Raw genomic sequence first — 15,281 nt, 5'->3', positions numbered from 1 at the left:
TGTTTTTATAAGATCGAATTTAATATCAATACGCCCGCCAGGCCAGCCACACCTACCAGTGTTTCCATGACGGACCACGACAGCAGCGTGCTTTTGATACTGAGGGAAAAATATTCCCGGAACATCCAGAAACCCGCGTCGTTGACATGCGAGAACATGAGGCTTCCCGCGCCAACAGACAGTACCATGAGGTTCGGCTCTACCAGCCCGGCTTTCACCAGCGGCGCCAGCATGCCGGCGGCCGTGAGCCCGGCGATGGTGGCAGAACCTACGCAGGCGCGGATGATGGCGGCCATCATCCAGCCGAGAACCAATGGCGGTACGGGCCACAACTGCATGGTGCCCGCGATCCTTTCGCTGACGCCGGTTTCCGTCAACACCTGTTTCAAAGCGCCCGACCCGGCGATCACGAGCAATACCGGGGCGATGTCTTTGACGGCGTCGCCGCAGATGCGCATGATGGCCGCCATATCGCGGCCCTGCATGGTGCCCAGCGTTACCGTGGCGGTGAAGATACAAAACAGCATCACAATTGCCGGGTCTGCGGCGAATTGCAGCCACGATACGCCGGGAAAAAAGTGCTGTGCCGCCGCACCGGCCATCAGCAGCAAAACGGGCAGCAGCGCGGTGAGGAAGCTGGCGGCCTTACCGGGCATGGGCGCATCGGCGGATTCCGTTCCCGTTGCGCGGAAAAGGGCGGATTCACCGGCGGGGATGCGGCGGAGGAAAACCGCGAACAAAGGCCCGGCGACGACGATGGCCGGAATGGCAACGGCGAGGCCGTACAAAAGCGTTTTCCCCATATCCGCGCCAAACGCGCCCACCAGCGCCACCGGCGAGGGATGCGGCGGAAGGAAGCCGTGGGTGACGGAAAGTGCCGCCAGCGCCGGGAGCCCCGTGGCCACGGCAGGCAGTTTATAACGGTAAATGACGGAGAAGATGAGGGGTACCATGAGCACGAACCCCACACCGTAATACAGCGGGATCCCTATGATGAAACCCGCTACCATCAAGGCCCATTGCACATGCTTTGGGCCGAAGAACCCGACCAGCACCTGCGCGATCTGCCGCGCGGCGCCACTTTCGGCCACCAGCTTGCCCAGCATGGCGCCCAGCGCGAGGATAGACAGCAGGCCGCCCACCGTATCGCCGATGCCTTTCTGCAAAGCCCCGGGGATCCTCGGCAGCGGGAGGCCCAGCCATGCGCCGCCGATCATGGACACGAGAAGGAATGCGAGGAAAGCGTTCATCTTTCCCCAGGTCAGCAAAATCACCAGTATAACAATGCAGATTGCAACGATCACAAAAGCCATCATTGGGTTTTATTCGATCATCAATTCGTCGGCCAGCAACATGCCGTTGCCGCCGGCACCGTATTCGCCCGGCGGGATGACGCCTTTATGCCTTGCGATGAATTTCACGAAACGCGCTTCCACCGGGGCAACGGGCAGCCGGATGGCGTTGATGCCATTGACGGGAAAGCTGTCCGTTTCCGCGATTTGCGTGAAATTTTTACCATCGGTGGATATGAGGACTTGAAAAACGGCGGGCTCCCACATCCTTTGCCAGTGATAGTTCAGGATGTTTACCCCCACCCGCCGGATCCATTTTTTTGCGCCAAGGTCTACCACCGCATCGAGGTCGCGGGCGGAGAAACCCAGCCACTGCCCGTCGTTGTAACGGTGCGTTCCTGCCACGCCGTACACGAGCGTTTGTGCGGCGGCGTTATATTTCGTATTGGGAAGTTGATGAAGCCGGATCTGCGCTCCCGTTCCAAGATGTACCGTCAATTCCCGGCGGAGCTTCCGGCCGGAGGGGTTTTCTGCGCGCCAGGCTTCCAGCACGGCCGATTTCCGGACATCGAACGGAGCGGAATATATTTTTACCGGCCCGCCATCGAGGCGCCATGCGATCTTCCCGATGCCTTCCAGCGAAACGCGGATGGTGCCGGGATGCGGCGTCTGCGTATGCATGACAATTTCATCGGGGACCAAAGCCGGATCTTTCCGCTGCAGGCGCGCCAGGAAATTTGTCCAGGACTTACCGGAAACGGGGCTCCAGGCTGTTTCAGCGAGCGCCAGCATCCGGGGGTACAGCATGTACAGGGCTTGGTTTTCCGTTGGCAGGTACTCGCTCCAGAGTTGCCCCTGCACGCCGGCGATGAGCGCGGGCATGGGAGGCTCCCAGGCATAGACTTCCTTCAGCGGCGTGTAGCCGCCTGCGGCTACGGGCTCATCGTCGTATAAAGATGTATAATGATCGAAATACAATTCATCTTCGGGTGTCATGATGACGCGATGGCCCTGGGATGCGGCGGCCGTAGCCCCTTCAATCCCGCGCCAGCTCATGACCGTAGCGCCGGGCGCCAGGCCGCCTTCGAGGATTTCGTCCCAACCGATGAGCTTGCGGCCACGGGCATTCAGCCATTTACCGATCCGGCGGACGAAGTAGCTTTGCAGGGCATCTGCATCCGGGAGGTTTTCGTCGGCCATGCGTTTTTTACAGGCGGGACAAGCGTTCCAGCGTGTTTTGGGGCATTCGTCGCCGCCGATATGGATGTATTGCGAAGGAAAAAGCGGCAATACTTCTTCGAGCACATCTTCCAGAAAAAGGAATGTACTGTCTTTCCCCGCACAGAAAACATCGTCGAACACGCCCCAGAAGGTAGCGGTTTGATACGGCCCGCCGGTGCAGCCCAGCTGCGGATAGGCCGTGAGCGCGGCCTGCGCATGCCCTGGCATCTCGATCTCGGGGATCACTTCAATCCCCCGCGAAGCGGCGTAGGCAACCACCTGGCGAACTTCTTCCTGCGTATAAAAACCACCATACCGTTTGCCGTCAAAGCGATGGGGCAGTTCCTTCTTATGCCCGATCAGCGTTTCGTTCCGCCAGGCGGCTTCCGATTGCAGGCGGGGATACTTTTTTATTTCGATCCGCCAGCCCTGATCGTCTGTCAGGTGCCAGTGGAAAGTATTGAATTTGTACAGCGCAAGACTGTCGATGAACCCCTTCACGAAATCCACCGAAAAGAAATGACGGCTCACGTCGAGGTGCATGCCGCGGTAGTGGAACCGGGGCGCGTCTTCGATGTCGCAGGCAGGCAACTGAATTGTTCCGTCGGAGGTACGCGCCAGCTGGCGCAGGGTTTGTACGGCGCGGAATGCACCGTCTGCGTCGCGCACGGAAACGACAGCCTGATCGGGACGGATATGCATGCGGTAGCCTTCGGGCTGTTTCACCACATGCGTATCGATCCGGAAAACGATGTGGCTGCCTGCCCCGGGATTCATTTTCCAGTATTCCGCCAGCAGGTGAATGGCCGGAGTAAGTTCGGGAGGCGCCACTATGCCGGGATCTCCTTTCAATATCAATGAACCCTTCAGCGCACGATACGCCACCGGCGCAGGGATCAGTGCAGGGTGCAAAGGAGCGTTGCGCTGCAGCGCCGCATCTCCGGCGTTTTGAAAATGGCTTACTGCCGCAACGGTCGCATCAAACACCACTGCCTTTCCGGCAATATTCGCCGCGGAAGCCCGCGGGGCCGGCACTCCGTGTGGGGAAGCACCGGCCCGTTGAGCCCTCGTTGTTGGCATGGCCGCTAGTAAAACAATAGTCAGGATAAATGTCCGCATCGGCATTATTTATCCCACCAGATGCGGGTTGTCAGTAAATCGGCTCCCTGGCGCGCCAGGGCGGCGTCGTAATTGGAACGGTTGCTGCCCTGCTCGGTCCTGCTGTAAGGCAACCTCCGCGGGATGGTACCGTTCGTCATATTATCTTTCGCATTCACCGGCACCAGCACGGGGAAGCCCGTTCTCCGCCAGTTGGCGTACGCTTCCTGCTCGTCGAACAGCGATGCGATCCAGAATTGGCTGTGGACCTGGTTCATCTGATCATTGAAGGGGCTGGCCATGTTCAGGGCGTTCGCTGTTGTATAGGCGTTGATCTTGTCCGGAGCGATCCGTCCTCCTTCACCGAACAATGCCCAGTTGCGCATTGCGATCTCGATCCCTTCCTTATATGTTTGCGCTGCGTTCCCGGTAGCCCAGGTGCGGAGGATCGCTTCCGTCAGCAGGAACCGCATTTCCGCGGCAGACACCACGATCAGCGGCGCAGAGTTTTGCAGTACGGTGGCGGGATTGGGTTCTGAATAGGTCACGAAATCATCCGGCCGGCCTTCCGTCCCGTTCGGCATCCCGCGCTGAATGGCGGCGGATGTATCGGGTTTCCCGTCTTTCCACACCACCGAGATCACCGGCAGGCGCGGATCGTTCTTAGCCTTGAGGAAATCGATGAAAGTCTTGCTGAACTTGCCGTTCTCGGTATTATCCGCCCCTTTGGAACTTGGCTTGATATCCTGCCCCACGATCTCGAATACCACCGGGTTCACGTTATAATTCTGCGATCCGCTGCCATACAAAACCACCGCCTGATCCCCTTCCTGCATGATGATCCCTCCCGCAATGGCCTTCTGCGCCCACTCGCGGGCCTTGTCTGGCGCAACTTTCGTCATCCGCATGGCCATGCGCAGCATGAGCGAATAACCCAGTTTCTTCCATTTGGCGACATCGCCCTTATACACGAAATCTGCCGCGCCGAATTTCACCTTTCCGTCGTTGAACGCGCCGATGGCGGATTCCAGCTCGCGGAGCATACCGTCGTACACGGCCGACTGCGCATCGTATTTCGGTTGGTATACCCGGTCTGTCGCCGCTTTCCCCGCTTCGGAATACGGTACATCGCCGTACAGGTCGGTGATCCTTTGCTGGATGAGCACGCGCCAGATGCGGGCGGAAGCGGATTTATTGACGAGGTCGGGATTGGCATCCGCTGTGCGTATGAGCTCCCCCAGCGTAGTGAGCACATTCGTATAGGCAAAGCGGAAATACTGGCCCTGGTAGCTGTCTACCTGCCCGTATTTATCACCGCTGCCGGCCAGCGTCACCTCTTTCCCGAAGGCGAAATGCTGCACGAACGCGCCGCAGGTGAGGTAAGAAGTATAGAAGTACACCCGGTCGTACACGTAATTCCCCTGCAAAATGCTTTGCGAGAACAGGTAATCGACGTTCGGTTTGGTGGAGGCGTTGGGATTGGTGTTCATTTCCTCGAAACCTTTGTCGCACGAAGCGAGCCCCACGGAAGCGCCGAGCAAAAGCGCGAAAGTATATTTGGTAATGCGTTGCATGATCGTTCTTTTAAGCGTTGTTACAATTTAACCATCAGGTTGAGGCCGAAGCTCCGGGTGCGGGGCACGCCGAACATCTCGAAACCCTGTGCGTTGGAGTTGTTGAAAGTAGACTCGGGGTCTACGTTCGGGGTTTTCTTGTGGAGGATGAAGAGGTTCCGCGCTACGAACGACAGGGAAGCCGACTGGAATTTCACCGCTCCGATCCTGTCTACCGGCAATTTGTACCCCAGAATCACCTGCCGCAGTTTGATAAAGTCCGATTTGTACACGAACCGTTCCGACTGTGCTTTCCAGTTATCGTAATAGCCCTGCATTTCGCTGGGTTGAAGCGTTTTGCTGAAGGGCTCGCCCTTGTCGTTCACGCCGGTCACAGTTAATCCACCGTCGCGGCCGGGCAGCGTAATTTTGGTGAGGCCGAAGCGGGTGCCGTATAGGTTGGTGCCCGAGTACACATATCCACCGAAACGCCCGTCCACCAGAAATCCGAGGTTCCAGTTCCTGTATTTGAAGTTGTTGTTGATACCGCCGTTCCAGGGCGCCACACCGGTGCCGATCTGCTCCGGCGCCACAGTGGCCATTTCCCAGCCGTTGGCCGTGTATTTGGCTTGCCCCTGCGCGTTCCGGAGGACCTTCGTTGCGTTGATCATACTGAAGGGCTTGCCCACCACGGCGGAGATGGTTGCGTAACCATTTACCGCGCGGCCGATCTCGATGGAATTAATACCATCTGCCAGGCGCACCACTTCATTTTTGTTGTACGCCGCGTTCAGCGACACTTCCCAGCTGAAATGCTGTTTCTGAACGGGAATGCCGCTCAACAGCAATTCCACGCCCTTGTTGCTCATTTCGCCGATGTTGATATTGGTAAAGTTGTAGCCGGATGATTGAGAAATGGTGATGTTCACGATATCGTCTTTCGTGCGGCGATCGTACACGGCAAAGTCGGCCGATAAACGGTTATTGAGGAAACGTGCTTCGAAACCCGCTTCCAGTGTGGTGTTGGTGTACGGGCGAAGCGATTTGTTCGGCGCAGTGAGCGTTCCGCCGCCGGCGCCGTTCACTTGCGAAGGCGTCTGCAACGGCTGCTCGAAATGGCCGCCGCCGGGCACCACGTGGTACGTCTGGTTCAGCGCGTAAGGCTGCGGCGCGCCACCGCCTACCTGCGCCCAGGAAGCGCGGAGCTTGGCGAAAGTGATGGATTTCGGGAGGTTGGCGGCTTCGCTGAGGATGAAGCTACCGCCGATGGAGGGATAGAAAATGTTGTTGTTCGCCGGATCGAGGGTCGAGAACCAGTCGTTGCGGCCGGTCACCGTCAGGAACAACATATCGCGGTAACCGAAATCCGCCGAAGCGAAGAGGGAATTTACCGCCGAGCGGCTCAGTACGTTGGTGGTGGTGAGGCTTTTCACGTTGGAGGGGTCATAAAACCCGGGCTCCGCGAAATAGTTGCCCAGCAGCACTTTATTCTGCGAGCGGTAACGCTGGCGGTTGCCACCGGCCAGCACATCCACCGTGAAATCGCGGCCGAAACGGCCCTGGTAGTTCAGCGTCAGTTCGGCGTTGGTTTCGGTGATGCCGTTCGTTTGCTCCTGGTAGTACCCGCGCGGCTCGTAGGCCGTTCCGGAAGGCACCACGCCCAGCCAGTTGATGTTGGTGAAGTCGTGCGTAACGCGGCCGCGGACGAACAGATTGTCGAGGATATTGAACTTGACGTTGAGGTTGCCGAGGAAACGGTCGCGGTCGTCGTTATTGATGAATTTGTTGATGGCGAAATAAGGGTTGGTGGCGAAGCCGGACGGGTTCCACTGCGTTTCGTTACCGGTGGTAAGGTCGTACCCCGGTGCGAGGCTGCGCACGTCCACGGAATTGGCGAGCATATACACGCCCCAGTTCGGGTTGCCCGTGGCGTCGGCCACGTTGGAGCGGCCTTTCGCTTTTTCCTTGTTGTATTGCGCGTAACCTTCTACGGTGAGGCGTTTGTGGAGATTGGCCACTACGGCAAGACTGAATATCTTCTTATTCAGTTCCGCATTCGGCAGCAGGCCTTTATTGTTCATGTCCGACATCGAGAGGCGGTAAGTGCCGAGCTCGCTACCACCGTTCACGGCCACGGTGTTGGTGAAGGTGGAGCCGGTGCGATAGAAGTTTTTGATATTGTCTTTTTGCGCAACGTACGGACGGGCAACGCCATCGAACTGCATAACATCGGAGCCATCGAGTTTCGGGCCCCAGGAAAGGCGGCCGGAGTTGATGGCTTCGTTTTTGGTGGTGGGCTTGGCGGTGCGGATGCCCTGGCCGTATTCGTATTGCCAGTCGGGCACGATGGCCGGTGTTTCCAGCGTGAGGGTGGAATTGTATTCCAGGCCGATGCCTTTTTGTTTGAGGCCTTTTTTGGTGGTGATGATGACAACCCCGTTTGCGGCGCGGCTGCCGTAGAGTGCGGAAGCCGTGGCGCCTTTGAGGATGGAGATGGTCTCGATATCGTCTGGGTTGATGCCGCCGATGCCATCGCCACGGTCGGCGTTGAGGCCGATGGAGGCATTGTCTGACGAGGGCACGTTGGACGTGGAGTTATCCATAGGCATGCCGTTGATCACGTATAACGGCTGGTTGTTGCCGAAGGAGCCGTTGCCGCGGATGATGACGCGGCTGGAGCTGCCGGGGCCGGCGGCGAGGCCGGAAACGGAAACGCCGGCTACTTTGCCTGTGAGCCCTTCTACCATATTGATCTCGCGGGCCTGGGTGAGGTCTGCGCCTTTGACTTCGGAAACGGAGTAGGTAACGGCTTTACGGGCTTTTTTGATGCCGAGGGCGGTAACTACTACTTCGTTGAGAGCGCGGGTGCTTTCGGCGAGGGTGATGTTGGCGGAGGTTTGGCCGGGTTGAAGGGTGAGGGTGACGGGGTCGTAGCCGATGAACGATACCACGAGGGTGACGGGCGTATTGGAAGCGGGAACGGACAGGGAGTAATGGCCGTTGGCGTCGGTTACGGTGCCGGTGCCGCGTGCGCTGGCGAGGGAGACGCTGGCGCCGGGGATTTTTTGTCCATCGGCACCCGTTACCGTACCGGAAATTTTGAGGGATTGGGCGAAGCTATCCAGGCACAGGAGCAAACTGCACAGTAAAACGAGCAGTCGTGGAATAGCGGCCAGTTGGAATTTTTTCATCTCGGTGGTTTGGTTGATAAATAAGTCGGATAATGCAAAAATCTTGACTAAAAATACGCACTTCTGCAAGATTTGCAAATTTTTTGCAAGAATTTATGGCAATTATTGCAAATTCTTATCTTGTCGATTTGCAAATCCAGCAACTCATTTAAATCAATAAACTGATTATCAATACTATATTAATCCACCCACCAAATTCATTCAAAAAAATTAACGCAAAATCAGCCACAATCATTCAAAAAATGCGAAATTTTGATGCGGAATATTATATTTACGGTTGATTTGCCCGGAATTCCTTGCTTAAACCCGGAATTTTCAGTAACATTCAAATTGCAAGCAGAATAGAGATGACTATGGACATTCAATCGCAAGACCAGTTACCCCCGGTTTCCCTGACGAAAAAAGCCAGGAAGGAACTGATCATCAAGCAGGTTAACATTCATACGCGGATCACCTACAGCGATCTCGTGAGCCTTATCAATGTTTCTGAGGATACCATCCGCCGCGATGTGAACGAGCTGGCGGACGACGGGGAAGTTGTCAAGATAAAGGGCGGCGCCATGTCTATCGCCTATCATTACGGCCATGAATCGGAGACCTATGCACAGAACAGCAAGGCCGTTATTGCGGAAAAAACGCTGCAATTATTGCGGGACGATATGATCGTGCTCATCGGCGGAGGCACCACCATCCGGGAGTTCATCAAGAAAATCCCCTCCACCCTGCGCGCCACTTTCATCACGGTGAACGTTTTGTCGGCCGTGGAACTGCTCGATAAACCCATGATCAAAACGATCGTCATCGGCGGCCAGATCTCCGCCTACAGCCAAATGACTGTGAGCGGCGAAGTGTTCGAATACCTGTCCAACATCAAAGCCGACCTCTGCATCATCGGCACCAACGCCATCGATCCCGCCAACGGCCTCACGGATTCCGACTGGGAAACCATCCAGGTGAAAAAGGCCATGATCAAGGCGGCAGATAAAATCGCCATCCTCGCCATCGCCGAAAAACTCAATACTTCCATGAAAATGAAGATCGCCGATCTCCAGGAAGTGCATTACCTCATCACGGAAATCCCGGCCGACAGCCCGGAAATCCAGCCCTACCGGGCCAAGAACCTCACCATTTTATAAGCTGTTACCCATACCGTTTCAGCGAATGAACGCCTGCGGCGGGCATCACCTGTTTGCGGACTACACCCGTCCCTGCAAATTTTGCAGCTATTCCGATGCTCGTCAACCTGCATTAACCTATAATCCATTCTGCATCCTGTATTGCTCCTGCAACTTCAGCGGCGCCGCGTTGTACCAGGCGCTTTGCACCGCATCCACCAGCTGGCTTTTTTTCACTTTCCGCAAATCGACGGTTGTCCACCCCTGAAGCCCCCAACCACCGGGAACCGGGTAAAACACCCCGGGCGCCAGCTTGCACCAGGCCGCCTGCTCTTCCGGCGAAAACGGGAAATTGGCCGTATTGGCCGCTTCCAGCAGGGTTGCAAAAATTTTGCGCTTCGTACGGAACGCCTGCCGGTCGAAATGCTTCACTTCCGTGGTTTCCGGCATCGACAGGCAAAGCTCCCTGAATGTGGCGATTGTGATCATACCGCAAAGGTAAGCGCCCCGAAAACGCCGGAATTGGAAAAATCCGACATTCCCGCAGGCTTCGTACATTCGTTTCCATGGAATGGAATTCTCCCAACTTCAGGAACGGCACTTTTCATAATGAACTGCCCACTTTATTGATGTCGGCCGACAACACCATGCTGAAAGTCTTCATCAAATTCATGCGCAAACCGAAGTCGGTCAACCCGCCAGGGCCGCTCCCCTCCGTCCGCCGCGATCTCAAATCTCCTCCCGGGCCGGGCACCACCATCACCTGGTTCGGCCATTCCTCCTATCTTATCCAAATGAATGGGTGGAATATACTGGTAGATCCAGTTTTCAGTAACTACGCTTCGCCCGTGCCGATTTTCGCAAAAGCCTTCGCAGGTACTAATATTTATAGCGTAGATGATTTGCCTGACGTTATCGACATGCTCATCATTACCCACAATCACTACGACCACCTCGACCGCCGCACCATCAGCCGCCTATGCAATCGCATCAATAGCGTATATACCAGCCTGGGCGTTATGGCAGACCTCATCAGGTACGGCATCGACGGCGGCATCATTACTGAGCTGGACTGGTGGGAAGAAATAGATCTGCCTGTAGGCCTGAACCTTACAGCTACACCGGCCCGGCATTTTTCGGGTCGCGGGATGAAAAGAAACCAATCGCTATGGTCTTCGTTCGTATTGGAATCTGATAGTGAAAAGCTCTACCTCGGCGGGGACTCCGGCTACGGACCGCATTTCAAACTGATTGGCGATCGGTTCGGCCCCTTCGACCTCGCCATCCTCGAAACCGGCCAATACAACACCGACTGGGCCAACATCCACATGATGCCGGAAGAGGCCGTGCAGGCCGCGGCAGACCTCCGCACCAGGGCCATGCTGCCCGTCCACTGGGCGAAATTCTCCCTCGCTTTCCACCCCTGGGACGAGCCCGTCCGCCGCGTGCTCGCCGAAGCGCAGAAAACCGGGATGCCCGTGGCTACGCCCATGATCGGGGAAGCGATGGTACTTCATCAACCTTTACCCCAATCACCCTGGTGGGAAAAAGTGAAGTAAATAGCGATCAATACATCAACATAAAATACACGACCATGTAAGGCCTGCATGCAATCGATATTTACGAACTTTCGCCATTGTAAAAACAACCGTAGCCCGTATTTCCCGCAAAAACCGCAGGCGTAGTTGTACTTAAAAACTCCCGTATTTGCTACCTGTTCACCGGCATGCCATGGATGTAATTTTGGGTCGTTGTTAAACCTCAAAAAAGCATCCAAAATGTCTAATGAAAATCAACCCCAAAAAGGCGGCCCGGTAGCCGGAGAAAAGCAAAGCCTGTCGAATCTGAGCACCGTTCGCACGCAGGTCCTGCAAGACCGTACCGTGTTCAACATGCAGGCCGTTGGCCGCAATTACAAGCTGGCGCAGGCCTACCAGAGCGTACGCAATCTCCGGCTCACCGATCCCAACAAAATCCGCCTCAGTTCCTTCGCCGAATACGCCGAACTGAACAAAAACATCCTCAATTTCACACCGCTGATCGAAGAAAAACCGCGTCCGGCCGCACCCGCCACCGAAAGCTACCTCAACGTCAACATCTGGCTGCGGTTCCCCAAAGGCAAGGTGCTCATCCTCGTGCATAAAGACGTGTATGCGGCCACGAAAGAGCGCACCGACCGCTACGTGCTCGACCTCGCCCGTGATGGCTATTGGGCCACCGTGCATGTGGTGAGCGGCGGAAAGCCGGCCTACATCCGCAATTACATCCGCAGTAAAAGTCCGGTGGGTGCCGTGATGGTAGGCGCCATTCCCGTGGCCTGGTTCGAGATGAGCGACGATTTCAACGGCTCCAGCTCCGAATTCCCCTGCGATCTCTTTTACATGGACACCAACGGCACCTGGACAGACACCGATGCCGACGGCAAGTACAACGCCGTTTCCGGCGACGTAACCCCTGAAATATGGATCGGCCGGGTGTGGACGCCCACCCTTGGCGGGAACGATGCCACGCTCATCAACAATTATTTCGACAGGAACCATCTCTTCCGCACGGGGAACCTCGGGCATAGCCGCTCCGCGCTCGCGTACGTGGAAGACGACTGGACGAGTTTCGACGATTGCGAGATGGACCTCATGACGCCCGCGTCTTTCATCACCAAATACACCAATCCCAACATTACCGATGCAGATCTGTATAAAGACGAAGTGAACAAAATGCGCTCGTTCGTGCAGTTATGCTCGCATTCTTCCCCGCACGTCCATTCCTTCCACATTCCGGCGACCGGCACCACCGAGTGGATCGACCGCTCGTATTTCCGGGACAGCCGTGCACCGAATGCGCACTTCTACAACCTGTTCTGCTGCAGCACGGCGCGTTACACGCAGGATGATTACCTGGGCGGCTGGTACATTTTCGACAAGGCCGGCGGTGAGACGAACTACGGGCTCACGGCCGTAGGCAGTACCAAAACCGGGTCGATGCTCTTTTTCGCCGATTTCTACGACCCCATCGGCAAGGGCAAATGCATCGGCGATGCGATGGTAGACTGGTGGAAAGCGCGCGGTACCGACCATGATCTTGGCGAGCGCCAATGGTTTTACGGGATGAGCATCCTCGGCGATCCTACGCTCACCTGGTGGAAGGGGGCCGTTCCCCGCGCCATTGAACCGGCAGACGGCAGCGTGTTCAATCATTATCCGCGGACGATGACGTTCAAATGGCTGCCCGTGAACATTCCCGGCGCCACGTACAGCATCGAGATCGACGCATTCGGCGCGGTGAACGCCGGGCAATGGGCGGCGCAGAGCTTCCGCAACTTCGCGGTATTCCATGGCATCACGGGCACGAGCTTCAACTACAATTTCGTGGGCGCACAGCCCGGCAGATGGCGCGTAAGGGCCAAGATCGGTGACCGGTATTGCGCCTGGAGCTGCTGGTGCTATTTCAAATTTACCATCTAGGGAGTATTACTTCAGCATAGACGACAGCGGCAGCCCCCGGAACCCTCCGGGGCGTTGCCGTTTTAGTGGACCGTCAACCAAAGGGCGCGACATTTGTTGTAGATAGGCAAACTTTGACGATATGAAAACGAAATGGCCCGTATTGCAATACGATTCCTGGAAAGACACCCTGGCCACCGTTCACCGCTGGACGCAGGTGGTGGGCAAGATCCGGCTGCGGAAGATGCCCTGGCTCAACCATTCCTGGCACGTGACGCTCTTCGTGAGCCCTACGGGTTTGACGACCGGAAGCGTCCCCTACGACGGCGGGCTGTTCCAGATCGATTTCGATTTCGTGCACCACCGGCTGCGCATCTGCACGAGCGAGGGGCGGCAGGAACAGCTGGAGTTGCGGCCGATGGCGGTCGCCGATTTTTATCATGCGCTATTCGAAAAGTTGAAACAGTTATCGGTGGATGTGGAAATTTTCACCATGCCGGCCGAACTGGAAAACCCGATACCTTTCGAAGAAGATTACACGAACCGTTCGTACGACGCGGCCAGGATGCAGGACTGCTGGCGGGCGATGGTGCAGATCCATACCGTGTTCATGCGCTTCCGGTCGGGGTTCACGGGGAAAGTGAGCCCGGTCCACTTTTTCTGGGGAGCGTTCGACCTGGCGGTGACGCGCTTTTCCGGCCGCGACGCGCCGGTGCACACGGGCTCGGCACCGAACATGCCGGACCGGGTGATGCAGGAGGCGTATTCGAAAGAGGTGAGCTCCTGCGGCTTTTGGCCGGGCAACGATTCCTTTCCGCAGGCGGCGTTTTATAGTTATGCGTATCCCTCGCCGGAGGGGTTTGCATCCCAACCCGTTCAACCGGCAGGCGCATATTTCGACAACACCCTCGGCGAATTCATTTTACCGTACAGCGTAGTGCAACAATCTTCCGATCCGGAAAAAACGCTGCTCGATTTTCTGCAATCCACTTACGAAGCCGCCGCCACTACCGCACATTGGGACCGGCACGCGCTGGAATGCGACCTCTCTCCTTTCGAGAATGCGTATGGATGTTTTCGGGTTTGATATTTTTTTTGAAGAAGGATTTGGAAAGTTCCGGGAATCATTTACCTTTGCCATCCCGAACACAAAACCAGGGATGCCCAGATGGCGAAATTGGTAGACGCACTGTGTTCAGGTCGCAGCGCTCGCAAGGGTGTGCTGGTTCGAATCCAGTTCTGGGCACCAAAAAAAGACAAATCGGTTTAGACTGATTTGTCTTTTTTGTTTTTATAAATATTTCCGGTTGAATCAGGAATTTCACCTCCTGAAATCTACTCCGATCGATCGTGATCATCACCCTCTTCCGCCATAAACCAGCAATTACACACCTTTCCATCCACACTTTCCTCCAACGTCACCAATCCTTCCCCCAACCACCATCAAGCAGCACCACATTCTCCCTGAAAAACATCTGTTCGCAATAATTGGCGCCCCTTACTTCACCGCTTCATGCTGCTTTCTATACGCCCCCAGCGTTTGCCCCGTCTGCTTCCGAAACACCCGCGACAGGTACGAAAGACTCTCGAACCCGGTTTCCTCGGCAATTCTATAAAAAGGATAATCCGTTGTTACCAGCAGCAGCTGCACCCTTTCGATCCTTTTGGCCTGCAGGAACGCCAACGGGCGCTCCCCGGTATTTTTCAGGAACAACCTGGAAAAGTAATCCGGATGCTGGCTGGCCCTTGCCGCCAACTTTTCCACCGTGATATTCGTCCGCAGGTTGGTCTGCATAAAGTAAATGGCATCTAAAATCTTGGAAGGAATGGCCCTTCTTTCTTCCATGAAAAAAGTTTCCGCGCCCATAAACCGGGAAATCAATTGCAGCAACAATCCCGAGACCTCGATAAACTCCGAAGGCCGCAGGAGGTTATTCAAATCCTGAAACCCTTTCAGGATATCCGTTTTCTCATAATCCCTGGGGTCGTAGGTACTCCCCAGCGTCCGGTTGGGATTCAAATCAAGGATACGCTTCACACACCGGATATCATCTTCACTGGCCCGCAGCTTGAAAAGCTTTCTGTTGGTCGCGAACAGGGATGTACCATCCGACGACTCTTCTGTAAAAGAGATATAATACTGGCTTAAATGATGCCTGCATTCATAATTACAGGTAGTAAAGCTGGGTATCAGGTATATAAACCCCGCTTCCAGCGAAACCGTTTCCGCATGGTTATACAATTTACCCTCCCCGCCGTCTATATAATACAAACGGTAAAATGTACTGGTGACGTTCCGGTATCGCCAATGATGGTCCAACTGGACATAATCGGTGTTCAGCAGCATAAACGCAGATCGTAGCAAATGGAT

The 15,281-nt window shown here is 55.8% G+C and carries 10 protein-coding genes and 1 tRNA gene; 5 read left to right on the top strand and 6 right to left on the bottom strand.

The window, feature by feature from the left end:
* Window positions 1–5 precede the first annotated feature (5 nt).
* Genes WJU22_RS13250 through WJU22_RS13235 form a run of 4 tightly spaced genes read right to left on the bottom strand, consistent with a single transcriptional unit; the run spans window position 6 to window position 8,355 of the window.
* Entirely contained in the window at window positions 6–1,313 is a 1,308-nt protein-coding gene (locus tag WJU22_RS13250; protein WP_341843776.1) for a gluconate:H+ symporter, read from the bottom strand.
* A gap of 9 nt (window positions 1,314–1,322) precedes the next feature.
* On the bottom strand, window positions 1,323–3,593 hold the full coding sequence (locus WJU22_RS13245) for a glycoside hydrolase family 20 protein (protein ID WP_341843710.1): 2,271 nt from the start codon (window positions 3,591–3,593) through the stop codon (window positions 1,323–1,325).
* Between the two features lie 44 nt (window positions 3,594–3,637).
* On the bottom strand, window positions 3,638–5,185 hold the full coding sequence (locus WJU22_RS13240; protein ID WP_341843709.1) for a SusD/RagB family nutrient-binding outer membrane lipoprotein: 1,548 nt from the start codon (window positions 5,183–5,185) through the stop codon (window positions 3,638–3,640).
* A 20-nt stretch (window positions 5,186–5,205) separates the two neighbouring features.
* Window positions 5,206–8,355 carry a SusC/RagA family TonB-linked outer membrane protein gene (locus WJU22_RS13235; RefSeq protein ID WP_341843708.1) on the bottom strand — a complete coding sequence of 1,050 codons (3,150 nt, stop codon included), beginning with the start codon at window positions 8,353–8,355 and terminating at the stop codon, window positions 5,206–5,208.
* Between the two features lie 347 nt (window positions 8,356–8,702).
* Between WJU22_RS13235 and WJU22_RS13230 the strand changes: the two genes are divergently transcribed.
* Window positions 8,703–9,491 carry a DeoR/GlpR family DNA-binding transcription regulator gene (locus WJU22_RS13230; RefSeq protein WP_341843707.1) on the top strand — a complete coding sequence of 263 codons (789 nt, stop codon included), beginning with the start codon at window positions 8,703–8,705 and terminating at the stop codon, window positions 9,489–9,491.
* 117 nt (window positions 9,492–9,608) lie between these two features.
* Here WJU22_RS13230 and WJU22_RS13225 read toward each other — a convergent pair whose 3' ends face one another.
* Window positions 9,609–9,959: an MmcQ/YjbR family DNA-binding protein gene (locus WJU22_RS13225; RefSeq protein WP_341843706.1), complete on the bottom strand. Its 351-nt coding sequence runs from the start codon at window positions 9,957–9,959 to the stop codon at window positions 9,609–9,611.
* A 77-nt stretch (window positions 9,960–10,036) separates the two neighbouring features.
* Here WJU22_RS13225 and WJU22_RS13220 point away from each other — a divergent pair, with 77 nt between their 5' ends.
* From WJU22_RS13220 to WJU22_RS13205, 4 genes are all read left to right on the top strand, one after another.
* Window positions 10,037–11,029, top strand: coding sequence for an MBL fold metallo-hydrolase (locus WJU22_RS13220; RefSeq protein ID WP_341843705.1), 993 nt, complete (start codon window positions 10,037–10,039; stop codon window positions 11,027–11,029).
* A 219-nt stretch (window positions 11,030–11,248) separates the two neighbouring features.
* Window positions 11,249–12,931: a C25 family cysteine peptidase gene (locus WJU22_RS13215; RefSeq protein ID WP_341843704.1), complete on the top strand. Its 1,683-nt coding sequence runs from the start codon at window positions 11,249–11,251 to the stop codon at window positions 12,929–12,931.
* A gap of 121 nt (window positions 12,932–13,052) precedes the next feature.
* Window positions 13,053–13,997, top strand: a complete 945-nt coding sequence (locus tag WJU22_RS13210; protein WP_341843703.1) for a DUF5996 family protein — start codon at window positions 13,053–13,055, stop codon at window positions 13,995–13,997.
* Window positions 13,998–14,072: 75 nt separating this feature from the next.
* A tRNA-Leu gene (locus WJU22_RS13205) sits at window positions 14,073–14,159 on the top strand.
* A gap of 249 nt (window positions 14,160–14,408) precedes the next feature.
* Here WJU22_RS13205 and WJU22_RS13200 read toward each other — a convergent pair.
* Window positions 14,409–14,948, bottom strand: coding sequence for a helix-turn-helix domain-containing protein (locus WJU22_RS13200; protein WP_341843702.1), 540 nt, complete (start codon window positions 14,946–14,948; stop codon window positions 14,409–14,411).
* Between the last annotated feature and the right edge of the window lie 333 nt (window positions 14,949–15,281).

This window comes from Chitinophaga caseinilytica, assembly GCF_038396765.1.
Classification (GTDB): domain Bacteria; phylum Bacteroidota; class Bacteroidia; order Chitinophagales; family Chitinophagaceae; genus Chitinophaga; species Chitinophaga caseinilytica.
The sequence above is the reverse complement of the archived record's forward strand: the minus strand, read 5'-3'. Positions and strand labels throughout refer to the sequence as shown.